The sequence below is a fragment of the Streptomyces purpureus genome, assembly GCF_014648195.1.
Lineage (GTDB): Bacteria > Actinomycetota > Actinomycetes > Streptomycetales > Streptomycetaceae > Streptomyces > Streptomyces purpureus.
The window spans coordinates 154268-179549 of sequence record NZ_BMQQ01000011.1 but is presented as its reverse complement, the minus strand read 5'-3'; the positions used below and the strand labels follow the sequence as shown (position 1 = coordinate 179549).

Below are 25282 nucleotides of genomic sequence, written 5' to 3'. Positions count from 1 at the left end.
ACGATCGCGGGCTCTGGCCGCCCGCAGCCAGCATGCCGTCATGACTACACGACGCATGTTGATCAAGTCGGCGGTAGCGGCTGGTGCTTTGCTCGGGACCGGAACGGGGATCGGGACCGGCCTCGGGTCCAGGACCGCGCACGCCCGGCCGTCGCGCGACCTCGTCCTGCGCCTGCCGGCGCCGACCGGCCCGTACCCCGTCGGCGCCACCACCCTGCACCTGACCGACCACACCCGCCCGGACCCCTGGAAGCCGGAGCTGCCCTCCCGCGAGCTGATGCTCACCGTCTTCCACCCGGCCCGTACCGCCCATGGCCACCCGCCCGCTCCTCACATGAGCCCGGGCGCCGCCGCCCTCGTCCCGCACATCGACGCCGTCCACCTCCACCCTGAGCTCCCGACGAGCGGCGTGAACTGGGCCGCCACCCCAACCCACGCCCACCTGGGCGCCCCCGCGCTCCCCGGCCGCCACCCGGTGCTGCTGTACACCCCCGGCGGCGGCGACCCTCGGACGCTCGGTACGGGCCTCGCGGAGGACCTGGCGAGCCACGGGTACGTGGTGGTGAGCGTCGACCACCCGGGGGAGACGACGGAGGTCGAGTTCCCGGACGGCCGGATCGTCACGACGGAGCTGGGAGGGAACCCGAAGGAGGACACGGCGCTCTTCCACCGGATGATCGACGCGCGCCTGGCGGACGTGGCCTTCGTGCTCGACCAACTACCGTCGCTGTTGGATGGTTTGGGCATCCGGTCGGGTGGCCTTATCAGCATCTACGGGCACTCCGCCGGCGGTACGACCGCCGCCCAGACCCTGCACGACGACCCCCGCGTCAGGGCAGCCGTCAACCTTGAGGGCTACCTCGACGACCCCTCCGGGGCGCTCTTCCCGATCGCCCGCGACCGCGTGACCCGCCCTCTGCTGCTCGCCGGTACGGACGGCTTCCGCGACGCCCGCTTCGACCGCTCCTGGTCGGCGGCCCGGGGCCGCGTCCGCATCCGCCGCCTGAACGGCGCGGACCACTGGGTCTTCACGGACTACGCGGCGTTCGCCCCGCAACTGCAGGCGGCGGGCCTGATGACCCCGGCGGCGCGGGCCGGCTTCGTGGGCCCGATCGCCCCGTCGAGGTCGATCCCCTGGGTCCGGTCGGCGGTGCGGTCGTTCTTCAGGACCGCGCTGCCCACCCGCCCTTGAGGGCCTCGACGAACGGCACCCAGGCGGGGGCGGTGAGGAGGACGGCGGGAAGGTCGGGGGCTTTGGAGTCCCGTACGGGGACGAGGCCGGGGAGGTTGTCGGCGACCTCTAGGCAGTCGCCGCCGGAGGAATTGCTGTAGCTGCTTTTACGCCAGCGGGCGGCGCCGGGGAAGCCTTCGGCGACTTCGAGGCAGTTGCCGCCGTCGCCGTTGCTGTAGCTGCTCTTACGCCAGGCAGCGTTGCTCAAGTCAGTCTCGTAGCGAGCCATTTCGGTAGTCCTCAGCCGCTTGCTCGATCATGGAGAGGGACGCCTCCGGCGGCAGTGCGGCGGCCCTGAGCCGATCGTATGCCTTGCGGTAGAGCTTCACGAGGCCCGGATCGTCCACGATCTGCCGCGTGATACGGGCCTTCCGTGTACATCAGCGGCGGTTGGTCGTCGAACTCCATGAGCATGAGCGGCAGCGCTGTGAACGGCAGGGTCGGCACGTTCCGCAGCAGCACCTGTGGAACGATCCGGCGTCGCCGGGCCAGCGCCGCGATCGACTCCAGCTGAGCTGCCATGTCCTCGGGTGGAAGCAGAGCTTGGTGCAGCAGCGACTCGTGAAGGGTCGCCCAGTACTCCGGCCTCTTCGAGGCTTCGAAGAGCTGGGCACGCTTCAGCCGCGCCCGAATCTTCTTGTCGACGCCCTCCGGGGGTTCCAGTGGGTGGGTGGCGTGAATCAGGGCGCGCGCGTACGCCTCGGTCTGCAACAGCCCGGGAATGAGCACGTTGCACCACTCCTCGATGGCCGTCGCCTTCGGTTCCGAGTCGGCGATCGGCGCGAAGTAGGCGGCGTGAGCGCCCTGCTTGGCCGTACGGACGTCCTCGCAGCAACGCTCGAAGAAGCCGTCCGTCTTCAGCACCCGGTCCACGTGCTGCGCCAGCGCCTCCGGCATGCGGCGCGTGCCGCGTTCGATCTCGCTGAGGTAGCTGATCCCGTAGAAGCTGCCCGCGACCAGGTCCTGGAGCGTCAGCCCCGCCGCCTCACGTTTCCAGCGCAGCTCCTTCCCGTAGAACTCCGGGACGCTCGCCGAGCCGTCGATGTCCTTGCGCGCAGCCACCTTCGCCCGCCTTCCACACTTCGTACCGTGGAGCCAGAAGACCTTCCACCGTACGGACGAGAACCCCACTGTGTGATGTATTCGTCACACACCGCACCGGAAGGCTTACCCCCACATGACCGAGCACGACCGCGAGGCCCACGCCTGCTTCGTCGACCTCCGCGCCGCCCTCGCCGAGCACGGGATCACGCTGCCGTCACTCGGCGTGGATCTCGTGACGTACGCGGCGCGTTCCGACGGGCCGCCGTTGATCGCGTTGGGCAACTGCAATGTCACCACGGCCCGTCGGCTGGTGGACGTGCTGCGGAAGGCGGCGGAACGGTGAGGCCGTTGACGTTCGATCTGCTGGCGATGCCGAAGTCCGTCGCGGGAGTACGGGACACGCTGCGGGATTACGTGGGCGGGCCGTGCCCGGATCTTCAGCTGTGTGTGAGTGAGCTGGTGACCAACGTGATCACGCACGTCGGCGAGGGTACGCCGGTCAGCGTGCGGATCGCGGCGACGGGTGACGGGCGTACGAGGGTGGAGGTCACCGACCCCGATCCCCGGGCGTGGCCGGTGCTGCGCCGGGCGACGGACGCGGACGAGTCGGGGCGGGGGCTGGCGCTGCTGGACGCGGTGGCGGTGCGGTGGGGGGTGAATCAGGGGCCCGGGAGCAAGACGGTCTGGTGCGAACTGCGGGACCTGTGAGGCTCGGGCGCTGGCCCTGGCTGCGGTCTACGTCAACCTGCTGGTCCTGGGGTACGCCTGGCGCACCGTGGCGAGTAGTGAGCGCTTCTTTGCGGATCGTGCCTGGCCGGGTCCGTGGGTGTCGGGTGGGTCCGCCCTCACTCCGAGTGTGGCTCCCGGAGCCGGGCCTTCAAGGGCGCTCCCTTCGGTCGCGTCGCTGCGCGATGGGCTGCGCCCACCCTTGACCGCCCGTCCCCGTCCGCCTTTTCACACTCGGAGGGCGGCCCGGGGGGGTGGGGTCCCACGCGGCAGCAGTGTTTGTGCCTGTGGTGGGGCGGCGTCTGCGGGTCAGAGAAGCGCGGCAGTGGAATGGGGCTTCTGAGGCCGGCTTAGCGGCGGACCGCTGTCGTTCGGCCGGGGTACAAGCATGTGGCTGGGGCGCGGTGGGTGGCCCGGCCCGGGGTCGACGAACAAGAATGCGCGCGGCTGGCTAAGGGGGTCGTTCCGCAATGGGCTGACGGCGCAGGCGGGCTTCACCGGCCGATGAAGCCCGTCCGTCGATTCCCGCTGGTAGTTCCGCTGTGTCCGAGCAATCGGGCCTGCTCCCTCTTGAGGTGTGTGAACCTGTCGCGGATGTACTCCCTCAGCGCCCGGCCCGGGAAAGATATGACCGACAAGTGCTCTTCATAGTTGCCCTGGGCCCAGCGCGCAGCAGTGATCTCGTAGCCCGAGACGTGGGCGCAAAGCTCGAGAAGGACCTGAGGCATCTCCTCCTCGATGAGGAGGTCGGCCTTGGTGACCACGACGTCTCGCATGGCCTGGATGTTGGGGATGAAGACGGTCGTGGCCCAGGTACGCCACTCCGCGAGTTCGTGCTCTGTAGGAGGAGTGTCGTGACGAAAGGGGTCGCGACCGTCAGGGCGGGCGTACTTCGATGACCAGGTGTCATAGGTGCGGCCGTTGGCTTCCATCAGAGCGAACAGCGGGCCGTAGAAGTCACTCAGCTGCTGGTTGACGCGCGTGAGACGGGCCTGCCTCTGGGCCAGACGGAGCCCGTTGAGATAGGTCGCCAGGTAGCCGATGAACGCCAGTCCGACGGTCACGATCACTGTAGCCATGACCAGCGATGCTAAAGACCGTCCAGCAGTTGATCCACAGGATGCTGACCGGCCTGTACGAAACCGCCTTTAGGCTTCGGCGCATGGAGATCACCGTGCGGTCAGCTGTCGAGACGGACCTGTCGTCGCTGCTCGCTCTGTACGGCGAGTTGAACCCCGACGACACGCCCCTGCCTAGGGAGTCGGCGTCTGCCATCTGGGCGGGTATCGCCGAGCAGCAGGGTCGTACGGTGCTGGTCGCCGAGGTCGGTGGCGTTGTTGTCGGCACTGCGGACTGCGTGGTCCTGCCGAACCTCACCCGGGGCGGGCGGGCCATTCTCCTCGTCGAGAACGTCGTGGTTGGCCGTTCTTTCCAACGGCGTGGCATCGGGCAACGGCTGATGGAGGCCGCCGTGCGCCTGGGCGAATCGGCCGGCTGCTACAAGGTTCAGCTGCTGGCGGCCGACGACGAGTACGTTCACACCTTCTACGAGTCCTGCGGCTTCAAGCCTCTGGCTCAAGGCTTCCGTCGCTACGTCGAAGCGACGAAATGCGTCGCGGTTCAATCGTGAACGATGTCCGGGATGCCTCCTGTGACACCAGAGGCGCTCATCCGGCATGGACCTTCATTCAGCGCCCGTTTTTGTTCGTCCACCCCGGGACCAGCCCCCTCCGGGCACCAGCCACGTGCTTGCGCGCCAACGAAGCGACAGCCGCACGCCGCTGAGCGCAGCCCAGAATCCCCATTTCACTGCCGCGCATCTCTGACCCGCAGACGCCGCCCCACCCCAGGCACAAACACTGCTGCCGCGTGGGACCCCACCCCCGGCCCACCCCGACCCGGCAAAGAAACCCGCACCCCGGTCCACCTACCGCCCGCCCGCGACCCGCAGCACCGTGCCTGTCGTGTACGAGGCCTCGGGGGACAGGAGCCACGCCACCGCCGCCGCGATTTCGGCAGGGGCGGCGGCGCGGCGCAGGGGGATGGTGGGGGCCATTTGCGTCACGCGGTCGGGGGCGCCCATGGCCGCGTGCATGTCGGTGTCGACGAGGCCGGGGGCGACGGCGTTCACGCGGATGCCGTGGGGCCCGAGTTCTTTGGAGAGGCCCAGGGTGAGGGTGTCGGTGGCCGCTTTGGTCGCCGCGTAGTGGACGTACTCGCCGGGGGAGCCGAGGGTGGCCGCGCCGGAGGAGATGTTGACGATGGCGCCCGCGCCGGCGGCGGTCATGTCGCGGGCGGCGCGGCGGCAGCACAGCAGGTAGCCGAGGATGTTGACGTCGAGGACCCGGCGCAGGTCCTCGGTGCGGGCGTCGGCGAGGGCGCCGAGGGGGCCGGTGACGGCGGCGTTGTTGACGAGGCCGGTGACTGTGCCGAGTTCGGCGACGGCGGTGTCGAAGAGGCGTTCCACGTCCGCTTCGACGGAGGTGTCGGCGCGTACGGTCACACAGCGCGCGCCGGCGGCCCGTACCTCCGCCGCGGTCTTCTCGGCGGCGGCGGTGTCGGCGACGTACCCGAGGACGAGGTCGTGGCCGTCGGCCGCGAGCCGTACGCAGGTGGCGGCGCCGATGCCGCGGCTGCCACCGGTGACGACAGTGACCGGACGCGACTCGGGGGTGGACTCGGGGCGTGACTGGGTGCGCGAGGTCGGGTGTGACATGTGGCGGCTCCCCCTGCTGAGGTACGTGACCAGGCCATGATCACCCAACCTGGTGTCAGTTTCAGCTGCTGGGCTGCGTACGCACCGGGAAGCCGGTGGGGCGGCCTTCGGCCTTGAGCCAGGGCAGTATCTGCTCCAGTGCCGCGACGGTCTGGGCGCGGTCGCCGCCGCCGTCGTGGAAGAGGATGGTGGGGCCGTTGGGGAGTTCGTTGCGGACGGTGTTCACGATGGCGTCCACGCCCGGCTTCTCGAAGTCCTTGGTGTCCACGTTCCAGCCGAGGGGCCGCATGCCCGCCTGGGCGGCGATGCGGCGGCTGTCGGGGGTGAAGGCGCCGCCCGGGGCGCGGTAGTACTCGACCTTCGCGCCGCCGCCTGCCGCGTCCTCGATCATCTTCTTCGCGTCGAGGATCTGCCGCTTCTGGTAGTCGACGGACTTCTTGTCCATCGTGGTGTCGTGGGTCATGGTGTGGTCGCAGAGCCGGTGTCCGTCGGCGACCACCTTCTTGACCAGGTCGGGGTGTTCCTTGGCCTGGGGGCCGATCATGCAGAAGACGGCTTTGACGTTGTTCTCGCGGAGGACTTCGAGGACTTTGGGGGTCCACCGCGGGTCGGGGCCGTCGTCGATGGTGATGTTGACGGTCCGGCCGCCTGCCTCGGAGTCGTGGGCGATGCCTTCGGGCACTTTCTGCGGGGGCTTCTGGGGTCCCTGCGGGGCCTTGGGGGCGGGGGTGCCTGACGTCGACTCCTGGGCGCCGGTGGCGGTTCCGGGGCTGGTGAGGACCACCGCGCCCCAGACGGCCGCGATGAGCGCGAGTGCCGATGCCACGATGGTTATGTGCGCGGTGTACTTCCTTGCTGCCATGTCTGCCCACTCCCCGCTGGCGCTTGACCGGTTCCCGTGGGGGAGGACGAATGGGCGGGCGGGAAGGTTTCACCATTCGCGGTGCCGCTGACTTTCAGGACTTACGTCCCGGGTCGGTCGAAACTGGCTGAAAGTGACCGAAAATGCAGATGCTCGACCGGGTTTGCCGGTCGAGCGTTTTGCGTGCGTGTCAGGACTTTTGCGGTGTCAGACAGGCGATCAGGCTGGAAACGGCGAGGGTGCAGAGGAGGCTCCCCACCATGACCATCCCCACGCCGACCACGAAGAGGCCGCCGGTTTCGTTATCCGACCAGTCGTAATAGGAGGCGACGGTCAGACCGACCGTCGTCCCGAACACGGCGGACACGACCCGCTGCCGGGACGCGGCCCAGTAGACCGGCGCCACCAGCGTCAGCACCAGCCCGATCACCTGCCAGGCCTCGTACGGCCCGCTCACCGACCCGTCCGGATGCACGTCCTGATGCTGGTCCCAGCCGAGCCAGACGGCCCATGCCGCAACGGGCGCGAGGGTCAGCAGCAGGAGGGAGAGGCCGGGATTCAGTGGTCTTGGGCACATGCCCCAACCCTCGCGGCAGCCCCCGGCCCGGGGGGAGGGTGCACGTACTCATCTGCTCATGAGTAGCCGGTGCGTCACCTCGGCCCGGTGCGGGCGAGTCCTGGGCCGGAAGGCCCAGCGTCGCGGCGATCTCTTCGATGCCGGACGCCGGGTGGGCGCGCAGTTCCAGGTGGACGGCGAGGGCTTGATCGCTACCCGCACTCCCCGTACGCGTGCCGGTCCCGTATCTGCTCGCAGCGCAGCAGACTCCCTCGGATCCATGGTCGGATCCACGCCGAATCGCCCTGCCTGACCTTGCCATACGGAAGTTCGGTACGGCCCGCGTTGGAGCGCGCACGTGGCGCAGGTCACAAACTTGAAGGTATGTTTTCGGTCACGCGTGAGAGCAAGGCCGGGCGCCGGTACGGAGAAGGGCTCAATCCTGGTCCGTGCGCGGTTAGTTGTCGGCGGCCTGGAATCCGCGCAGTCGGAGGCTGTTGCCGACGACGAAGACCGAGGAGAAGGCCATGGCCGCTCCCGCGATCATCGGGTTGAGCAGGCCGGCCGCGGCGAGCGGCAGGGCGGCCACGTTGTAGGCGAAGGCCCAGAAGAGGTTCGAGCGGATCGTGCCAAGCGTCTTGCGGGAGAGCCGGATGGCGTCCGCGGCGGCCCGCAGGTCGCCCCGTACGAGCGTCAGGTCGCCGGCCTCGATGGCCGCGTCCGTGCCCGTGCCCATCGCGAGCCCCAGGTCGGCCTGGGCGAGCGCGGCCGCGTCGTTGACGCCGTCGCCGACCATGGCGACCGAACGGCCCTCGGCCTGAAGCCGCTTGACCACGTCGACCTTGTCCTGCGGCATGACCTCGGCGATCACCTCGCCGATACCGACCTCGGCGGCGACCGCCTCGGCGACGGCCTTGTTGTCACCGGTCAGCAGGATCGGCGTCAGGCCGAGCGCGCGCAGGCGCCGGATCGCCTCGGCGCTGGTCTCCTTGACGGCGTCGGCGACCTCCAGGACCGCCCGGGCCTCGCCGTCCCACGCCACCGCGATGGCCGTCTTCCCGGCCTGTTCGGCCGCGTCCTTGGCGGACTTCAGCGACGGAGGCAGCTCCATCGCCCTCCCCTGGCCTTCGACATGGGGGACCCCAGTGAGCAGCTTCTCGCGGCCGACGAGGACGGCATGGCCGTCGACGACACCCTGCACGCCGAGACCGGGGATGCTGGCGAAGTCCTCGGGCGTGGGGAGCGTACCCACCTTGGCGGCGGCGCCGGTGGCGACGGCCTGGGCGATCGGGTGCTCGGAGGAGTGCTCCAGCGCGCCCGCGAGACGCAGGACGTCGGTCTCGTCCGTACCGGCGGCCGTGTGCACCTTGATCAGGGTCATCCGGCCGGTGGTGACGGTGCCGGTCTTGTCCAGGACGATCGTGTCGACCTTGCGGGTGGTCTCCAGTACCTCCGGGCCCTTGATGAGGATGCCGAGCTGCGCGCCGCGGCCGGTGCCGACCATCAGCGCGGTCGGCGTGGCCAGGCCCAGGGCGCAGGGGCAGGCGATGATCAGTACGGCGACGGCGGCGGTGAAGGCGGCCGTCAGCCCGGATCCGGTGCCGAGCCAGAAGCCGAGCGTGCCGAGCGCGAGGGCGATGACGATGGGTACGAAGACGGCGGAGATCTTGTCGGCGAGGCGCTGGGCGGCGGCCTTGCCGTTCTGGGCGTCCTCCACCAGCTTCGCCATCCGGGCGAGTTGGGTGTCCGCGCCGACCCGGGTGGCCTCGACGACCAGCCGGCCGCCGGCGTTCAGCGTGGCGCCGGTGACCGCGTCGCCGACGCCGACCTCCACGGGAACCGACTCGCCCGTGAGCATGGAGACGTCCACCGCGGAGGAACCCTCGACGACCGTGCCGTCGGTGGCGATCTTCTCGCCAGGACGCACCAGGAAACGGTCCCCGACCTGGAGGTCCGCGGTGGCCACGGTGACCTCCCGGCCGCCGCGCAGGACGGTCACCTCCTTCGCGCCCAGCTGCATCAGCGCCTTCAGCGCGGCGCCCGCCTTCCGCTTCGAACGGGCCTCGAAGTACCGGCCGGCCAGGATGAATGCGGTGACCCCGGCCGCCGCCTCCAGGTAGATGTTCCCGGCGCCGTCGGTACGGGCGATCGTGAGCTCGAAGGGGTGCGTCATGCCGGGCATACCGGCCGTCCCGAAGAACAGCGCCCACAGCGACCACAGGAACGCGGCGGTCGTGCCCATCGAGATCAGCGTGTCCATCGTCGCCGCGCCGTGCTTGGCGTTCGTCCAGGCGGCGCGGTGGAACGGCCAGGCGGCGTAGACGACCACGGGCGCGGCGAGCGCGAGGCTCAGCCACTGCCAGTACTCGATCTGCAGCGCCGGGACCATCGCCATCGCGATGACGGGTACGGCGAGGGCGACGGCGGTCACCAGCCGCTGCTTCAGCGGCCGTAGCGCCGCGTCGGCCTTCTCCTCGTCCGTGGGCTGCTCGTCGCCGCCGTCCCCGCGGGGGCGCTCGAGCTGCGGCTCCTCGGCGGTGTAGCCGGTGGCCTCGACGGTGGCGATCAGATCGGCGACCGAGATGTCGGCGTCGAAGGTGACCTTGGCCTTCTCGGTGGCGTAGTTGACGGTGGCCTCGACCCCGTCCATACGGTTCAGCTTCTTCTCGATACGGGCCGCGCACGAGGCGCAGGTCATGCCGCCGATGGCGAGCTCGACCTGGGCGGGGCCGGTAGTCGTGGTCATGGCTGCCTTTCCTTTTGGACGTGGAGGCGGTCGGGGTGCGGGGCCTGAGGGGGTGGGCCCTCAGGCGCGGCCGGTGAGCTCGTAACCGGCGTCGTCGACCGCCGCAGCCATCGCGGCGTCGTCGGCCTCGCCGCCCGTGGTTACGGTGACCAGCCCGCCGGCCACGTCGACGTCCACGGAGATCACGCCGGCCAGCTCGCCGACCGACTTGGTGATCGCGGTCTTGCAGTGGCCGCAGGTCATCCCCGACACGCGGTAGGTGGTGGCGGTGCTGTCGGCGACGGCGGTCGCGGTCGTGGACTCGCCGGCGCTCGTGTGGCAGCTGCCGTCAGGAGTGCAGCAGGACGACGACATGGGTCCCTCCTCTGTCGGGGGTGGATACCCATGGGGGGTATCTGGGTTGGGTCCATGTATACCCCTGGCCCGTATGGAGCGCAAGCGCTCCTCCGACCCTGGGTCAATGCCCCCCGGGGGTATGGCGAGGGGTGCGTCGAAACGTGCCCACGCATGGGAGGGCGGCCATGAACACCGCAGTGAGGGTCACCGCCTTCCCCGCCGCGCTCGCCGCGACCTTCGGGGCCGCGTACGGGGTCGGCGCGGGCGTCGGCCCGGTCGGCGAGCGGGGCGGGGGCCGCGGCGGGCGCGCCGAAGGTACGGCGAAGGGCCCGGCGGCCGGCGGGCTGCGGGTCGCCGAGGGCGGCTACGCCCTGGAGTCGGAGACCTCGCGGATCGCGGCGGGCCGGGTGAGCTGAAGTTCGCGGTCAAGGGTGCGCAGGGTCGGAAGATCACCGGGGAAGGTGCGTACGGCGGCGTTCACGGTCCACGTCGGCGGGCAGTCGACCGGGGGTGGGGGCTGGTGGCGTGGGTGACGCGCACGGTGCGGCGGGCCCCTCACGCGCGTAGGCTGTTCATTGGACTAGACCTGTAGGCGGTATCCGATGGAGGAATGGGCTCGATGAGCAACCGTGCAGTGCTGGAGGTGATCGCTCTCGACGCCGAGGACGCGATCGCGGCCCAGACCGGCGGGGCGGACCGCCTCGAACTGGTCACCGACATGGCGGCCGACGGGCTCACCCCGTCGACGGAGACCTTCGCGTCGATCCGTGCCGCGGTCGACATCCCCCTGCGCGTGATGCTCCGACTGACCGACGGCTTCGCGGCGGGCGACGTGGACGCGCTCGTCGCCGCCGCGCGGGACCTCCGTGCGGCGGGCGCCGACGAGTTCGTCCTCGGCTTCCTCGACCCCGACGGCTCGCCGGACCTGGTCACGGTCGAACGGCTCCTCGCCGTCCTCGACGGCTGCCGCTGGACCTTCCACCGGGCCATCGACCGCGCCGCCGACCGTGACGCCCTGCGCAAGCAGCTCGCCGACCTGCCGGGCCTGGACACGTACCTCCCCGCCGGCTCCCCGCACGGCGTCGACGACGGCCTGCCCACCCTGGCCGCCGAGGCCGCCCGCCACGACGAACCGGGCTACGAACCCCAGATCCTCGTCGGCGGCGGCCTGCGCCTGGACCACCTGCCCGCCCTCCGCGCGGCCGGCCTCACCGCCTTCCACATCGGCGGCGCGGCCCGCCCCCAGGGCTGGACGACCCCGGTCTCCGCGACGGCGGTCCGCACCTGGCGCGAGGCACTCGACGCGTGACGGCTCGCGCCGTCGTCGGCGGGCGGGGCGGGCGCCTTGTGCCTGACGGCGACGGCTGAGCCTCGACGGCTGCGGCTCGACGCCTTACGGCTCGACGGCTTACGGCTCGACGCCTGAGCCTGGGCGTCCGGCCTTAGGCCGAGCCACGGCCGCCCATCCCCCGGCCGCCGGCCAGCCGCTAGTTGCCGTCCCCGCCGGCCAGCTGCGCCGGCAGATCCGTCGCATGAAGGACCGTCAGGCCCGAGACCGCGCGGGTCAGGGCCACGTACAGCCTGCGCAGGCCCGTGCGCTCGTCCGGTTCGCCGTCGACGACGGCGGCGGGCTCGTCGAGGACCACGTAGTCGTACTCCAGGCCCTTCGCCAGCGACGCCGGGACCAGCGTCAGACGCGCCTCGGACGTGGTCTCCTCGCCCGGCGCGAGGCAGGGCAGGCCCGCCGCCGCCAGCGCCTCGCGCAAGGGCGCGATGCGGGCGTCGGCGGCGATCAGACCGATCGAGCCCTCGTTGCGCAGCGACTCCACGCACGCCGCCACGACCGCCGCGTCGAGCCCGGCGGCGTCCGGGACGGGCCGGATCTCCAGCGAGCCGGGGGTCTCACGGACCGAGGAGACCGGGGCGAGGCCCGGGGACATGTGGGGCAGCAGCCGGGAGGCGTACGCGATGACCTCGCGCGGCACGCGGAAGCCCGCCGTCAGCTCCTCCACCGCCGCGTCCGGCTTGCCGAGATGGGTCAGCGCCTCCCGCCAGCTCTCCGTCGCCCACGGCGTGGTGCCCTGGGCCAGGTCGCCGAGGATCGTCGCCGAACCGGTCGTGCAGCGCCGCCCGACCGCCCGGTACTGCATGGGGGAGAGGTCCTGCGCCTCGTCGAGGACGACATGGCCCAGGGACTGGGTGCGCTGGACCAGATCGGTCGCCTCGTCGATCAGGACCGCGTCCGCCGCCGACCACTTCGCCGACTTCACGCTCCGGAACGGCTTCTGCCACAGCAGCAGCTTCTGCTCGTCCTCGGTGAGGATCCCCTCCGCGTGCGCCGCGAGGAACTCGGCGTCGCCCAGCAGCCGCAGCACCAGCTTCGCCGGGTCCACCGGCGGCCACACCGCCTTCACCGCGGCCTTGACCGCCGCGTTGCGCGCCACCGCGTCCTGGACCCGGTCGTCCGGCGCCTCGCCCGCCTGCTCCATCCGCACCAGGACCGCGTGCGCGATGCGCTGGGGCAGGGCGTCACGGGCCGCGCCGTAGCGGATGTCCCGGTCCAGCAACTCCCGTACGATCTCCTCCAGTTCGTACGCCGGGACGCACCAGCGGCGCGAGCCGCGCACGACGACGAGCGGCTCGGTGGGCAGCGTGACGTGGGAGCGGACCGCCCCCCGCAGGATCTGCGCCATCCGCGCGTCGCCCTTGATGACGGCCGTCTGCGCGGAGTCCTCCCCGCGCACCTCGACATGGGCGACGAGCGAATCGACCGTCGCCTGCCGGACCTCCAACTCGCCGAGCGCGGGCAGGACTTGCTCGATGTAGTGGAGGAACGACTCGTTCGGCCCGACGACGAGCGTGCCCGTGCGGGCGAGCCGGTCGCGGTGCGCGTAGAGCAGGTACGCCACCCGGTGCAGGCCGACGGCGGTCTTGCCGGTGCCGGGGCCGCCCTGGACGCAGACCGTGCCGGACAGGCCCGAGCGGACGATCTCGTCCTGCTCGGGCTGGATGGTGGCCACGATGTCCCGCATCGGGCCGACGCGCGGCCGCTCGATCTCCGCCTGGAGCAGCTTCGAGGTCCGTTCCGCCTCGGCCGGGTCGGTGAGGTGCTCGTCCTCGTACGCCGTGAGCTCGCCGCCCGTGTACCCGAAGCGCCGCCGCAGCCGCACGTCCTGCGGGTCCTTCTTCGAGGCCCGGTAGAACGGCTGGGACACCGGCGCACGCCAGTCGATCACCATCGGGTCGCCGTCGGCGTCATGGACGTGGCGGCGGCCGATGTAGAAGCGCTGGCCCTCCTGCGTGGTGGGGAGGTAGTCGAGCCGGCCGAAGAACAGCGGAGTGTGCGACAGATCGGCGAGCGCCTTGATCCGCGCCTCGATCTGCGCGCCGAGCACGAGGGAGTTGACCCAGTTCGCGGTCACGTCCTTGATGTCGAGCGCCTCGACGTCCTCCCGCATGGCCCGCAGCGCGGCACGGGAGGAGGTGAGATGGGCGCGCTCGTGCGCGAGCGGGTTTTCGGGATCGGGCGCGGACACGGTGAAGCCTCCGGTCGGGTACGCGGACACGTCGAGGTGGCCGCCGGTTTCCGACCGGACGGCGGCGCTCCGGTGAGGGAGGCGGGGAAGCGGACGAGTGTAGCTTCGGCCCGCGGGCGGGGGCGAATGGTTTTCCCGCGGGGCCGGCGGTCGTACGACCCGTAGGGGACGGGATCCGCCCCGGGGCGTACCCGTGGGGGACCGGGATTCCGCCCCCAGGGCGATGTACTCGATATGTCCGGAATTCATGATGGAGGCATGACCGCAGCGACCTTCACCCCCGCCGCCGCCCCGGCCGTTCCCCGGCCCCACCGCCTTGGCCCCGCACTTCGCGCCCTGCGCGCCTTCGGCGGCGCGGCCGTCGCCGTCGCCCTGCTCGGCGCGTACGACGAGCGGTCGGGGGTGCGCGGCCCGCGGCCTGAGTACGGCGGAGCGCTCGACTGAGTACGACCGCTCATCCACGCGCCCCGCCCGAGTGATGTGATCCGTACATGACGACGACTGCTCACGACGGCCCCACCCCCACCGCGCCCTCCTCCCGCGCACTGCGCGTGATCGCGCTGGGCGGTCTCCTGGCGCTGCTCGCCTCCCTGGTCCTGACCTGCATCGTCGTTCTCAACGACGCCATCTCGGGCGACGGCGTGAGCGGCCCCGCGGCCATGGCCGGGTTCTGGGCGCTCGGCCTCGGAGCCGTGGCCGGCCTGGCGGCCGCCGCCACGCCGCGCGCGGCCCTCGCCCACCGGGCCCGCGCGACGCTCGTGGCGGCCGAGTACGCGCTGGCGCTGACCGCCCCGCTCCTCGCGCTGCTGGACTAGGGCTCGGCTGGGCTCAGTTGGGGCTCGGCTCGCCTTCGCTCAGCTTCCCGCCAGCAGCTCGTCCGCGTCGACGATCCGGTACGCGTACCCCTGCTCGGCCAGGAACCGCTGCCGGTGCGCCGCGAAGTCCTGGTCGATCGTGTCCCGCGCCACCACCGAGTAGAAGTGCGCCTGGTGACCGTCCGCCTTCGGCCGCAGCACCCGGCCCAGGCGCTGTGCCTCCTCCTGCCGCGACCCGAACGTGCCCGACACCTGGATCGCGACCGTCGCCTCCGGCAGATCGATCGAGAAGTTCGCCACCTTCGACACGACGAGGACGGAGATCTCGCCGTTGCGGAAGGCGTCGAAGAGCTTCTCGCGCTGCGCGTTGGACGTCTCGCCCTTGATGACCGGCGCGTCCAGATGTTCACCGAGCTCGTCGAGCTGGTCGATGTACTGACCGATGACGAGGGTCTGCTGCCCGGCGAACTTCTTCACCAGCGCCTCGGTCACCTTCCGCTTCGTCGCCGTCGTCGCGCAGAAGCGGTACTTCTCCTCCGTCTCGGCGGTCGCGTACGCCAGCCGCTCGGAGTCGGTCAGATTGACCCGGACCTCCACACAGTCCGCCGGGGCGATGTAGCCCTGCGCCTCGATCTCCTTCCACGGCGCGTCGAACCGCTTGGGCCCGATGAGCGAGAAGACGTCCGACTCGCGCCCGTCCTCCCGGACGAGCGTCGCGGTCAGCCCGAGCCGGCGGCGCGCCTGCAGGTCGGCGGTGAACTTGAACACCGGGGCCGGCAGCAGGTGCACCTCGTCGTAGACGATCAGCCCCCAGTCGCGGGAGTCGAACAGCTCCAGGTGCGGATAGACGCCCTTCCGCTTGGTGGTGAGGACCTGGTACGTGGCGATGGTGACCGGCCGGATCTCCTTCTTCGTCCCCGAGTACTCGCCGATCTCGTCCTCGGTGAGCGAGGTCCGCTTCACGAGCTCGTGCTTCCACTGCCGGGCCGAGACGGTGTTGGTGACCAGGATCAGCGTGGTGGCCTTCGCCTGCGCCATCGCACCGGCGCCCACCAGCGTCTTCCCGGCGCCGCAGGGCAGGACGACGACACCGGAGCCGCCGTGCCAGAAGCCGTCGACGGCCTGCTTCTGGTACGGCCGCAGCGCCCACCCGTCCTCGGCCAGGTCGATCCGGTGCGCCTCACCGTCCACGTACCCGGCGAGGTCCTCGGCGGGCCAGCCCAGCTTCAGCAGCGTCTGCTTGATCTGCCCGCGCTCGGAGGGGTGCACGGCGACGCTGTCGGCGTCGAGCCGCGCCCCGACCAGCGGCTGGACCTTCTTGGAGCGGAGGATCTCCTCCAGGACCGGCCGGTCGGTCGTGGTCAGGACGAGGCCGTGGGTGGGGTGCTTGGCGAGGGTGAGCCGGCCGTAGCGGGCCATGGTCTCGGCGACGTCGACGAGCAGCGCGTGCGGCACTGGGTAGCGGGAGTACTCGACGAGCGCGTCGACGACCTGCTCGGCGTCATGCCCGGCGGCCCGGGCGTTCCACAGGCCGAGCGGGGTGACGCGGTAGGTGTGGATGTGCTCGGGGGCGCGCTCCAGCTCCGCGAAGGGAGCGATGGCACGACGGCACGCCTCGGCCTGCTCGTGGTCGACCTCGAGCAGGAGTGTCTTGTCGCTCTGGACGATCAGTGGTCCGTTCACGTGCCTGGATTCCTTCCCCGCGGGCCAAACCTCCAGTGTGCCTGAAGACCGGCCGTTGTCGGTGGGGCCTGCCACACTGGACGCGACGGACTGCCGAGAGGGAGGTGGCGAGCGATGAGCGTCGCGCATGATCCGCATTACGGGCCTTGGACGATAGAGGAGGTCCTGGCTCTGGGGGAGGACCGCGGTACGCGCCATGAATTGATGGGGGAAGCTCTCTTGATGTCACCGGCTCCGGGCACGAAGCATCAGCGGGCGTCGTCCCGGCTGTGGAATCTCCTCGATGCCGCCGTCGAGGCTGCCGACGCCCCGGTCGAGGTTCTGGAGGCGGTGAACCTTGTGCTTCCCGACGGACTGTTCATCCCGGACATCGTCGTCGTCGAGGCCGCTGCCGCCGCCGAGAACCCGATCACCTACAACGCCGATGACGTGCTGCTCGTCGTGGAGATCGTCTCCCCGTCGTCCTCCGGCCGTCGTACCGACCGGCTGCTGAAGCCGCCGTACTACGCCGAGGCGGGCATCGAGCACCTCTGGCGCCTTGAGCTGGAGCCGGTGCCCGCCCTGGTCGTGTCGGAGCTGGTGGACGGGTGCTATGTGGAGCGGATCGTGGCCGAGGCGGGGCGTAAGACGTCGATCGAGACGCCTTTCCCGTTGAAGCTCGACCCCGGCGCTCTGGTGAGCCCGAGGGCCTAGACCGCTACACCGCGCCGTCGGCGAGCTCCGCGACACCCGTGATGCGGTGCAGGGGGTACGTGCGGACCTCGTCCGCCGTGTGGTCGTACGCCGTCACGAAGCCGCCCTCCACCCGGACCGGGGCGATCACGCGCTGGCTGGCGGCGCCGTCGGCGTTGACGTAGCCGATCCAGATCGCGGAGCCGGTCATCGCGGCCGCCTGGACGGTGGCCAGGGTGTCGGCGGGGCTGGTGCGGGGGAGCTCGCCGGGGGCGTGGGGTGGGGCCTGGGGGGCCTCCTTGCGTTCGACGGTGGAGGCGAGGTCGCCGGCGCGGATCGCGCGTACCGCCGCGCCCAGGAGCGTCGCGTCCGGGGTGGGCGGACCGTCGGGGACGGGGGCCGGGGCCGAGCGGGGCGGGGTGCGGTGGGCGTGGGCGCGGGTGATCAGGACGTCGCCCTCGGCGGACTCCCCGGCCGGGGCGTACCCCATCGACCGCAGCCCTTCGAGCAGCGTGGCGGGGTCGGTCTGCGCGGCCAGCACGGTCGGTGCGAGGCGGCGCAGCCGCAAGGTGGCGGACCGCTTGTCGGCGAGGATCTCGCCGAGGACGGCGTCGTCGTCGCAGCGTACGTACGCGGAGGCGGCGCCGATCCGGAGGTGGCCGTGCTTGCGGGCCACGTCGTCGACGAGGTAGGCGAGCGGCTGCGGCACCGGCGTACGGGAGTGCGCGGCGAGGAAGGCGTGCAGGTCGGACGCGGTCTGCCCGGCGTCCAGGGCGCGCCGTACGGACGCGGCGGTGAAGCGGTAGACGGTCGCCCCGCCCTTGGACTCCACGTCCGCGAGGACGGCGAGCATCTCGGCCAGCGGCCGCTCCAGCGGGCCGGGCGCGACCGCCGTCAGGTCGGCCTGGAGCAGGACGTGGTCGACGGGCTCGGGCAGCAGCGGTGCGATCGCCTCGGCGGCGAGCGCCGCGCGGGCGGTGAGCTCGGCCGGGGTGAGGGGTGCGACCGGGGCGGTGGGGCCCGTGGTGTCCAGGCCGAGGAGCACGCGCGCGTGCGTGGAGAGCGCGCCGCGGCCCGTGATCCCCAGATGCTCCGCCTCGGTCAGGGTCCAGGTGGCGATCCGGGCTCGCAGGTCGGCGCCGGACTGGGCGGTGCCGCGCAGCGGGCGGTCCCACTGGAGGCGGGCGAGGACGGATTCGGGGTCGGCGGACGTGCCTGGCGTCAGGGTGCCCTGGAGGGTGAGGACGCGGTGGCGGACCTCCGGGGCGACACCGCGGTCCAGTTCCGGGCCGAGGGCCGACAGGGCGCGGCCCTTGGCGTCCTGGCCGCCGACCAGGCCGGGCGTACGGGTCGCGGTGAGCCAGGCCGTCGCCAGCCGGGCCCAGCGCGTGGCGGGGGGCAGCTCCAGCCATGTGTCGGCGTCCGGCGTGGGCGCGTACCGCTCGTCCGCCTCGCCGTCGGAGGCCAACAGCCCCGCTCCGTAGGCAAGTTCCACCCAGAAGGCGGTCTCGGGCTCCGACAGGTCCAGCGCGGTCGCGGTCCGCTTGAGATCCCGTACGGACAGGCCCCCGGCGCGCAGTACGGCCGGGCCGCCTTCGTTCCACTCCCGCAGCAGTTCCTCGACCGTCGCGAGCGCCCGGTGGGCCTGGCCGGCCGCAGCGCTGTCCACAACCTGTGGACGGTATGTGCGGAGTTCCGCCACCGCCGGGGGCAGCGGCTCCGGCGTGCGATGCGCGCGCCCGGCGCGCAGATGCAGCGCCACCTCGCGCGGCAGCACCACCGTGCGGGGCGACGCGGGCAGCAGCAGTCCACGGTCGCGCAGCCACCGCACCGGCGGCGCCGGATTCGCCGTCACCTCGCCGTACGGCGGCCCCCACACCAGCCGGTCGAGGACCGTCAGCGCGTCCGACGGCGCGGTGTCGAGGAGTTCACCCATCCGCCGGCGGTCGGTGAACAGCTCCGTCAACACCGTGACCGCCGACACCGGGTCGTGTGTCGAGCCGAGGCCGGCCGTCGCGATGATCTCCTGGAGCCGGGTCGGGGACATTCCGGACGTGGCCTCCGCGACGGTCGGCCCGAGCCCGGTCGGCGAAGGGTGCTGCGGCGACGGTGCGAGCAGTTCACGGGCCGTACGCACCAGCCGCAGCCGCTCGTCGTCACCCCACACCAGCGCCTGCTCGCGCAGCAGTTCCACCGCGCGCGGCAGCGCCGCCTCGATGGTCGCGTCGCCCTCGTCGCCGGTGAGCAGACCGAGCAGGACCTCGTACGGCGCCGGGTCCGGCGCGACCGCCAGCGCCTCCGCGGTCTGCAGCGCGAACCGGTCGAGCCGCTCCAACGCCCGTACGACCGACGCGCGTGTGCCGGCGCGCGTGGCGAGCTGCGTCAGATCGTTCGGTACGGGCGACAGCAGATCGGGGCGGGCCCGCAGCAGCGCGGCCAGCCCGTCGTCGCCCCGCGCCCGCAGCGCCTCCGCGAGGGTGCGGGGCGCAGCCGCACCGCCAGATCCTTCGGGCACGTGCGCCTCCCGATTGCGCTCGCCGGTCCCCATCCGGACCACGTTAGCCCCTGTACAGGCGCTACCGTCGGGACAGGCTGCTGTGGAGGGCACTGTGGGGATCGAGAGCGACCAGTTGGTCTTCGACTATCTGAGCCGGGTCGGTGACCTGGCACAGCAGCGCCAGCTGCCCGCGAACACGCGCATGCGGCTGGTCTCCGCGCTCCGTGACGAGATCGACCGGCGGCGGACGCAGACGGGCGCGGACAGTCCGGTCGCGGTGCGGCGGATCCTCGGGAGGCTGGGTACGCCGGACGAGGTCGTGGAGTCGGTGTCGGGGCCGTCGCCCTCGGGCCTGGTGCGGCCGGCGGTGCCGCAGCAGCGGGGCGTGGAGGTGGTGGACTTCTCCTCGTCCGAGGCGGCGCCGGAGGAGTGGTGGCGGCTGGACGACGCGGAGTTGGAGGTTCCGGGGTTCGTGGGCGGGGTGGAGGTGCCGGAGCTGCTGAAGCCGCCGCCGAAGGCTGTCGCCGAGGCGGAGGCGTCCGCGGAGGAGACGGCCGCGGAGGAGACGGCCGTAACGAAACGGCGGTTCGGGCGCGTCGGGCGCGTCGCGAACCCGTTCCTCCTCGTCGCCGCGCTCCTCTTGCTCGGCGGCGCGGTCTTCGGCAACCTCCTGGCCCTCGCGGCGGGCTGGGCCCTCGCGTACGTCTCCCGCCGCCTGACCCGTACGGAGGCGAAGTGGGCGGTCCTCGGCCTCCCGGCCCTGGTCGCGGCAGCCTCCGCGATCTGGCTCTGGGGCCGCGCCGCCGCCCGCTGGGGCCCGCCGATCCCCCCGGGCCCGGAGGCCCTGACGTCGGCGCTGTCCACGACGTGGCCGTGGTCGCTGAAGACGGCGGCGGTGGCTTCGGCGGCGTTCCTGCTGTGGCGGGCGCGGAGGGGGTAGGGGGGCGGGGTCCGTCGGGGTGGGCCGGGTCTGTCGGGTGGGCCGGGCCCGTCGGGGTGGGTCGGGTCTGTCGGGGCGCGGGGCGGTCGGGGTGGGCCGGGTCTGTCGAGGCGCGGGCCTGTCGGGGTGGACCGGAACCGAAAGGGCGCCGCCCACCGGGGCGTTGTGCCCACCCGTTCCGCCCTGCGGGACGATTGCCCACAACGGGGGCGTGCTTCGTCCGCGGCGCGAAACAGCCACCCCCACCCGCCCCCGGCAGGGTTTCGGGAAGGGGCGGGGTGGGGGAAAACGCCCGGGCAGGTCAGCCGCGCACGCTGTCCGCCGGAGCCGCCGCCACGCCGTCCCCGTCCGCCCGCCACGGCGCCCCCGGCACCACCAGCGGCGACCCCGTCACCGGATCCGGGATCACCACCGACTCCAGGCCGAAGACCTCCCGGACGAGCGACTCGGTGACTATCTCCGCCGGCGGGCCCTGGGCGACGACGCGGCCCGACTTCATCGCGATCAGGTGGTCGGCGTACCGGGCCGCCTGGTTCAGGTCGTGCAGCACCACGACGACCGTCCGGCCCCGGCCGTGGTTCAGCTGGCGCACCAGGTCGAGGACCTCCACCTGGTGCGAGATGTCCAGATAGGTCGTCGGCTCGTCGAGCAGCAGCAGGTCCGTCTCCTGCGCCAGCGCCATCGCGATCCACACGCGCTGGCGCTGCCCGCCGGAGAGTTCGTCCACCGCCCGGTCGGCCAGCGCGCTCACGTCCGTACGCTCCATCGCGTCGACGACGGCCCGCTCGTCCTCGTCCGACCACTGCTTCCACCACGCCTGGTGCGGCTGCCGGCCCCGTGACACCAGGTCCGCGACGGTGATCGCCTCCGGGGCGACGGGCGTCTGCGGCAGCAGACCGATCGACTGGGCGATCTTCTTCGTGGGGATCTTCGCCAGCTCCTGCCCGTCGAGCAGGACCGCGCCGCTCCTCGGCCTCAGCAGCCGCCCGAGCGCCCGCAGGGTGGTCGACTTGCCGCAGGCGTTCGGGCCGACGATCACCGTCACCTTGCCGTCCGGGACGGCCAGGTCCAGTCCGTCGACGACCACACGGTCCTCGTACGCGAGCGTCAGCGCCCGCACCGTCAGCCTGCTCACGCCTTACCTCCTGCGCCACGGCTCCGGATGATGAGCCAGATCAGATACGGGGCCCCGACCGCCGCCGTCAGCACACCCACCGGCAGCTCCGTCGGGGCGAAGAGCCTGCGGCCCAGGAGATCGGCGAGGACGACGATCACCGCTCCCATGAGGGCCGAGCCGAGCAGCGGGATCTGTGCCGTACGGGTCAGCCGGCGGGCGACCTGCGGGGCCAGCAGCGCCACGAAGTCGACCGGGCCCGCCACCCCGGTCGCCACGGATGCCAGGACCACGCCGAGCAGGACCAGCCCGAGCCGTACGCGGCCGAGCCGGACGCCGAGACCGGTGGCCGTGTCGTCGTCGAGGGTGACGTTCCGCTGGGCGCGGGCCGCCCACGCCACGGCGGGCAGCAGCGCGAGCAGCACCCAGCCGAGCGGCGCGGCCTCGTCCCAGCCGCGGCCGTTGAGGGAGCCGGTCATCCAGATCTGGGCCTGCTGGGCGACGAGATAGTCGCCCTTCGTCATGAAGAGCGTGGTGACCGAACGCAGCGCGATCGCGAAGCCGATGCCGATGAGGACGAAACGGGTGGCGTGCAGCCCGCCGCGCCAGGCGAAGACGTACACGAGGGCGGCCGCCGCGATCCCGCCGATGACGGACAGGTACGGCAGGACCGCGAACGACGTGACGCCGAAGGTCATCGCACCGACCGTCAGCGCGCCCGCGCCCTGGCTGATGCCGATGATGTCGGGGCTGGCGAGCGGATTGCGGGCGACGGTCTGGATCAGCGCGCCCGCTACACCGAAGGCCGCGCCGACGAGGAGGCCGACGACGAGCCGGGGCAGGCGCAGGGTGCCGACGACGAGTTCGGCGGAGGAGGGCCGGCCGAGGAGCACGTCGAGGACGTCGCCGGGGGCGACGAACCGCTCCCCGGCGCAGAGGTACGCCACCGACCCGGCGGCCAGCACGACGGCGAGGGCGCCCGCGACGACGGCGGCCCGCCGGTGCAGCAGAAAACTCCCCCGCCCGGCGCGCACGACCCCGTACCCACCGGGCCGGACCCTTCCCCGCGCCCGGCCTTCCTTCCCGTCGACGCCGACGGACACGGACGCGCTCACGCGGGCACCGCCTTCCTGCGGACCAGGGTCACCAGGAACGGCACCCCGATCAGCGCTGTCATCACGCCCGCCGGAACCTCGCTCGGAGGGAAGACCACACGGCCGATCACGTCCGACACCAGCAGCATCACCGGGCCGATCAGGGCAGCCATCGGCAGGACCCAGCGGTGGTCGCTGCCGACGATCGCGCGGGCGATGTGCGGAACCGCCAGGCCGATGAAGGCGATCGGGCCCGCCGCCGCCACGCCCGCCCCCGTCAGGACCGTCGCGCCGACACCGCCCACGATCCGTACGGTCGCCACCCGCTGGCCCAGGCCCTTCGCCACGTCCTCGCCGAGCGCCAGGGCGTCCAGGCCCCGCGCGACGGAGAGCACCAGCACCGCGCCGAGCAGCAGGAACGGCCATATCTGGCCCACCACGGCCGCCTCGCGCCCGGCCACCGACCCGATCTGCCAGAACCGGAACTCGTCCAGCGCCGACGCCTTCGTCGTCAGGATGCCGGTGGTCACCGACAGCAGCAGCGCGTTGATCGCCGCGCCGCCCAGGGCGAGCTTCACCGGCGTCGCCCCGCCCCGGCCGCTGGACGCGATGGCGTACACCGCGACCGACGCGACGGCCGCGCCCGCGAACGCGAACCAGACGTAGCCGGTGAGGGTGTGCACACCCGCGAAGGCGATCGCCGCGACCACCCCCACCGAGGCGCCCTGGCTGATGCCGAGGATGCCCGGGTCGGCGATGGGGTTACGGGTGATGCCCTGGAGCGCCGTGCCCGCGAGGGCGAGGGCGGCGCCGACCATCAGGCCGATGAGGGTGCGTGGCACGCGCAGTTCACGGACGACCTGCGCGGCGTCGCTCTGCCCGCCGTGCAGGAGGGCGTCGAGTACTTCGGAGGGCGCGACGGCGCGGGCGCCGACGCCGAGGCTCAGCAGGACCGCGACCAGCAGGGCCACGACGCCCGCCGCGGTCGCGAAGACCCGTCGGGTGCGGAAAGGGGCGGCTGGCATCGGAACCCATCGAACGTGGCCACGTGACCGGTGAACGTGACCGAGGTTGGTAAGGCTCGGCTAAGTCTATGCAGCGCCCTGCGGCCGGTCTCCGCCCGTCCAAGGACCCCAGCCGGGGCATGCCGCTGCCGGCCTCCGGCCATCCAAGGACCGCCGCCCGAGGCCGCCGCCGGTCTCCGGCCCGTACGAAGACCGGCCCGGGGCCACCGCCCGACGCTCCGGCACAATGGCCCCCATGCCTTCGCCTCCCGCCCTCCCGCTCACCGTCGGTTTCGACCTCGACATGACCCTGATCGACTCCCGGCCGGGCATCCACGCCGCGTTCGTGGCCCTCGCCGCGGAGACCGGTGCGGTGATCGACGCCGATCTGGCGGTGACCCGGCTCGGGCCGCCGCTGGAGCGGGAGCTCGCGCACTGGTTCCCGGCGGACGCCGTCCCCGCGATGGCCGACCGCTACCGGGAGATATATCCGCGGTACGCCATCGAGCCCACCCTCGCCATGCCCGGCGCGAAGGATGCGATTCAAGCCGTTCATGAAGCGGGCGGCCGGGCCGTCGTCGTCACCGCCAAACACGAACCGAACGCCAAGCTGCACCTCAGCCACCTCGGCATCGAGCCGCACGCCGTCGTCGGCTGGCTGTGGGCCGAGGCCAAGGCCGAGGCGCTGCGCGAGTACGGCGCGGGCGTGTACGTCGGCGACCACACCGGGGATGTGCGCGGGGCGCGTACCGCCGGGGCGCTCTCGGTCGCCGTGACGACCGGGCCGTGCGACGAAACCGAGCTGCGTGCGGCGGGCGCCGATGTCGTACTGCCCGATCTGACCGCGTTCCGGAGCTGGCTGGAGGGCTACCAGGCCTACCGGCCCTGAAGCGCCGCCCCCCGCGCCTGGCGGCGCTGGGCCGCGATCGACCGCAGCACGCCCGCCGCGGCGATCAGGAAGCCGACACCCATCAGCATGCAGACCGCGTACGCCACCGGCGGGAACGGGTCGGTCCCCAGGAACAGCGGGGCCACGGTGACCAATGTGGCCACCGCGCCGATGATGAAGACAATCGCTCCGGCACGGACGAGACCGTCTCCGGGGGCGGCGCTGTTCGAAGGGGTTTCACTAAGCATTCAGCCAGGGTAGTTCCCCGGCCGGAGGAACAAACCAGCGACGTCTTGTCACCAGCCCCTGGACCATTAGCCTTGGTGCTTGGCGGGTCGAGCGACCCGCTGTAGTGCTATACAGAGCCGAATTTCCGGCATCTCCCATCGAGTACGAGGACGAGGACAGACGTGCCTACCGGCAAGGTCAAGTGGTTCAACAGCGAGAAGGGCTTCGGCTTTCTCTCCCGCGACGACGGCGGCGACGTCTTCGTCCACTCGTCGGTGCTCCCTGCCGGAGTCGAGGCCCTCAAGCCGGGCCAGCGCGTGGAATTCGGCGTGGTCGCCGGGCAGCGCGGTGACCAGGCGCTCTCGGTGACGGTCCTCGACCCGACCCCCTCCGTGGCGGCCGCGCAGCGCCGCAAGCCCGACGAACTGGCGTCGATCGTGCAGGACCTGACGACGCTGCTGGAGAACATCACGCCGATGCTGGAGCGCGGCCGCTACCCCGACAAGACGCACGGCAAGAAGATCGCGGGCCTGCTGCGGGCCGTCGCCGACCAGCTGGACGTGTAGCGCGTCGCCCGTACGGCCCAGTCGTAC

General features: G+C 72.0%; 26 protein-coding genes and 1 pseudogene. 12 read left to right on the top strand and 15 right to left on the bottom strand.

The window, feature by feature from the left end:
• Positions 1 to 40: 40 nt before the first annotated feature.
• Positions 41 to 1192, top strand: coding sequence for an alpha/beta hydrolase (locus IEZ01_RS16575; RefSeq protein ID WP_229832997.1), 1152 nt, complete (start codon positions 41 to 43; stop codon positions 1190 to 1192).
• Here IEZ01_RS16575 and IEZ01_RS16570 read toward each other — a convergent pair.
• Positions 1164 to 1439: a DUF397 domain-containing protein gene (locus tag IEZ01_RS16570; RefSeq protein WP_019887358.1), complete on the bottom strand. Its 276-nt coding sequence runs from the start codon at positions 1437 to 1439 to the stop codon at positions 1164 to 1166. The two genes, IEZ01_RS16575 and IEZ01_RS16570, sit on opposite strands and share 29 nt — an antisense overlap.
• Position 1440: 1 nt before the next feature.
• Positions 1441 to 2293: pseudogene (locus tag IEZ01_RS16565) on the bottom strand (helix-turn-helix domain-containing protein).
• A 115-nt stretch (positions 2294 to 2408) separates the two neighbouring features.
• Here IEZ01_RS16565 and IEZ01_RS16560 point away from each other — a divergent pair.
• Together IEZ01_RS16560 and IEZ01_RS16555 are read left to right on the top strand one after the other, a co-directional pair.
• Positions 2409 to 2618: a hypothetical protein gene (locus tag IEZ01_RS16560; RefSeq protein ID WP_019887356.1), complete on the top strand. Its 210-nt coding sequence runs from the start codon at positions 2409 to 2411 to the stop codon at positions 2616 to 2618.
• Positions 2615 to 2983, top strand: a complete 369-nt coding sequence (locus IEZ01_RS16555; RefSeq protein ID WP_019887355.1) for an ATP-binding protein — start codon at positions 2615 to 2617, stop codon at positions 2981 to 2983. The genes IEZ01_RS16560 and IEZ01_RS16555 overlap by 4 nt, the downstream gene beginning before the upstream one ends.
• Positions 2984 to 3495: 512 nt before the next feature.
• Here IEZ01_RS16555 and IEZ01_RS16550 read toward each other — a convergent pair.
• A complete protein-coding gene (locus tag IEZ01_RS16550; RefSeq protein WP_189202362.1) occupies positions 3496 to 4080 on the bottom strand; it encodes a hypothetical protein in 585 nt (194 codons plus the stop codon).
• A gap of 83 nt (positions 4081 to 4163) precedes the next feature.
• On the opposite strand from IEZ01_RS16550, the gene IEZ01_RS16545 reads away from it, so the two are divergent.
• A complete protein-coding gene (locus IEZ01_RS16545; RefSeq protein ID WP_189202360.1) occupies positions 4164 to 4631 on the top strand; it encodes a GNAT family N-acetyltransferase in 468 nt (155 codons plus the stop codon).
• A gap of 297 nt (positions 4632 to 4928) precedes the next feature.
• Here the strand turns inward: IEZ01_RS16545 and IEZ01_RS16540 are convergent, their stop codons facing one another.
• The 5 genes from IEZ01_RS16540 to IEZ01_RS16520 form a co-directional block, all read right to left on the bottom strand.
• On the bottom strand, positions 4929 to 5717 hold the full coding sequence (locus IEZ01_RS16540) for an SDR family oxidoreductase (RefSeq protein ID WP_189202357.1): 789 nt from the start codon (positions 5715 to 5717) through the stop codon (positions 4929 to 4931).
• Between the two features lie 61 nt (positions 5718 to 5778).
• Complete coding sequence (locus tag IEZ01_RS16535) at positions 5779 to 6579, bottom strand: polysaccharide deacetylase family protein (protein ID WP_028797674.1); 801 nt, start codon at positions 6577 to 6579, stop codon at positions 5779 to 5781.
• A gap of 190 nt (positions 6580 to 6769) precedes the next feature.
• Entirely contained in the window at positions 6770 to 7156 is a 387-nt protein-coding gene (locus tag IEZ01_RS16530) for a hypothetical protein (RefSeq protein WP_189202355.1), read from the bottom strand.
• A gap of 436 nt (positions 7157 to 7592) precedes the next feature.
• Positions 7593 to 9881, bottom strand: a complete 2289-nt coding sequence (locus IEZ01_RS16525; RefSeq protein ID WP_189202353.1) for a heavy metal translocating P-type ATPase — start codon at positions 9879 to 9881, stop codon at positions 7593 to 7595.
• Positions 9882 to 9941: 60 nt separating this feature from the next.
• On the bottom strand, positions 9942 to 10235 hold the full coding sequence (locus IEZ01_RS16520; protein ID WP_189202351.1) for a cation transporter: 294 nt from the start codon (positions 10233 to 10235) through the stop codon (positions 9942 to 9944).
• 167 nt (positions 10236 to 10402) lie between these two features.
• Between IEZ01_RS16520 and IEZ01_RS16515 the strand changes: the two genes are divergently transcribed.
• Positions 10403 to 10633, top strand: a complete 231-nt coding sequence (locus tag IEZ01_RS16515; protein WP_189202349.1) for a hypothetical protein — start codon at positions 10403 to 10405, stop codon at positions 10631 to 10633.
• A gap of 203 nt (positions 10634 to 10836) precedes the next feature.
• Positions 10837 to 11526, top strand: a complete 690-nt coding sequence (locus IEZ01_RS16510; protein WP_189202347.1) for a copper homeostasis protein CutC — start codon at positions 10837 to 10839, stop codon at positions 11524 to 11526.
• A 178-nt stretch (positions 11527 to 11704) separates the two neighbouring features.
• Here IEZ01_RS16510 and IEZ01_RS16505 read toward each other — a convergent pair whose 3' ends face one another.
• Positions 11705 to 13753 carry a HelD family protein gene (locus IEZ01_RS16505; RefSeq protein ID WP_506417163.1) on the bottom strand — a complete coding sequence of 683 codons (2049 nt, stop codon included), beginning with the start codon at positions 13751 to 13753 and terminating at the stop codon, positions 11705 to 11707.
• A 258-nt stretch (positions 13754 to 14011) separates the two neighbouring features.
• On the opposite strand from IEZ01_RS16505, the gene IEZ01_RS16500 reads away from it, so the two are divergent.
• Positions 14012 to 14197 (top strand): hypothetical protein, encoded by a 186-nt coding sequence (locus tag IEZ01_RS16500; RefSeq protein ID WP_019887335.1) that lies wholly within the window; start codon positions 14012 to 14014, stop codon positions 14195 to 14197.
• Between the two features lie 47 nt (positions 14198 to 14244).
• Positions 14245 to 14568, top strand: coding sequence for a hypothetical protein (locus tag IEZ01_RS16495; RefSeq protein WP_019887334.1), 324 nt, complete (start codon positions 14245 to 14247; stop codon positions 14566 to 14568).
• Positions 14569 to 14607: 39 nt separating this feature from the next.
• Here IEZ01_RS16495 and IEZ01_RS16490 read toward each other — a convergent pair whose 3' ends face one another.
• Positions 14608 to 16251 carry a DNA repair helicase XPB gene (locus IEZ01_RS16490; protein ID WP_019887332.1) on the bottom strand — a complete coding sequence of 548 codons (1644 nt, stop codon included), beginning with the start codon at positions 16249 to 16251 and terminating at the stop codon, positions 14608 to 14610.
• Positions 16252 to 16365: 114 nt separating this feature from the next.
• Between IEZ01_RS16490 and IEZ01_RS16485 the strand changes: the two genes are divergently transcribed.
• Positions 16366 to 16944, top strand: coding sequence for a Uma2 family endonuclease (locus IEZ01_RS16485; protein ID WP_028797672.1), 579 nt, complete (start codon positions 16366 to 16368; stop codon positions 16942 to 16944).
• A 4-nt stretch (positions 16945 to 16948) separates the two neighbouring features.
• Here IEZ01_RS16485 and IEZ01_RS16480 read toward each other — a convergent pair whose 3' ends face one another.
• Positions 16949 to 19471: a helicase C-terminal domain-containing protein gene (locus IEZ01_RS16480; RefSeq protein WP_189202343.1), complete on the bottom strand. Its 2523-nt coding sequence runs from the start codon at positions 19469 to 19471 to the stop codon at positions 16949 to 16951.
• 61 nt (positions 19472 to 19532) lie between these two features.
• On the opposite strand from IEZ01_RS16480, the gene IEZ01_RS16475 reads away from it, so the two are divergent.
• Positions 19533 to 20360, top strand: a complete 828-nt coding sequence (locus IEZ01_RS16475; protein ID WP_019887327.1) for a hypothetical protein — start codon at positions 19533 to 19535, stop codon at positions 20358 to 20360.
• 301 nt (positions 20361 to 20661) lie between these two features.
• On the opposite strand, the gene IEZ01_RS16470 is transcribed toward IEZ01_RS16475, so the two are convergent.
• The 3 genes from IEZ01_RS16470 to IEZ01_RS16460 are packed head-to-tail and all read right to left on the bottom strand — an operon-like array spanning position 20662 to position 23593.
• Positions 20662 to 21495 (bottom strand): ABC transporter ATP-binding protein, encoded by an 834-nt coding sequence (locus IEZ01_RS16470; protein ID WP_189202341.1) that lies wholly within the window; start codon positions 21493 to 21495, stop codon positions 20662 to 20664.
• Positions 21492 to 22589 (bottom strand): FecCD family ABC transporter permease, encoded by a 1098-nt coding sequence (locus IEZ01_RS16465; protein WP_019887325.1) that lies wholly within the window; start codon positions 22587 to 22589, stop codon positions 21492 to 21494. Before IEZ01_RS16465 ends, IEZ01_RS16470 begins: the two co-directional genes overlap by 4 nt.
• Positions 22586 to 23593 (bottom strand): FecCD family ABC transporter permease, encoded by a 1008-nt coding sequence (locus IEZ01_RS16460; protein WP_019887324.1) that lies wholly within the window; start codon positions 23591 to 23593, stop codon positions 22586 to 22588. The genes IEZ01_RS16465 and IEZ01_RS16460 overlap by 4 nt, the downstream gene beginning before the upstream one ends.
• Positions 23594 to 23819: 226 nt before the next feature.
• Between IEZ01_RS16460 and IEZ01_RS16455 the strand changes: the two genes are divergently transcribed.
• Positions 23820 to 24461 (top strand): HAD family hydrolase, encoded by a 642-nt coding sequence (locus tag IEZ01_RS16455; RefSeq protein WP_019887323.1) that lies wholly within the window; start codon positions 23820 to 23822, stop codon positions 24459 to 24461.
• On the opposite strand, the gene IEZ01_RS16450 is transcribed toward IEZ01_RS16455, so the two are convergent.
• Entirely contained in the window at positions 24449 to 24709 is a 261-nt protein-coding gene (locus IEZ01_RS16450) for a hypothetical protein (protein WP_019887321.1), read from the bottom strand. The genes IEZ01_RS16455 and IEZ01_RS16450 overlap by 13 nt on opposite strands.
• A 162-nt stretch (positions 24710 to 24871) precedes the next feature.
• Between IEZ01_RS16450 and IEZ01_RS35880 the strand changes: the two genes are divergently transcribed.
• On the top strand, positions 24872 to 25255 hold the full coding sequence (locus tag IEZ01_RS35880) for a cold-shock protein (RefSeq protein ID WP_019887320.1): 384 nt from the start codon (positions 24872 to 24874) through the stop codon (positions 25253 to 25255).
• The last annotated feature ends 27 nt before the right edge of the window (positions 25256 to 25282 follow it).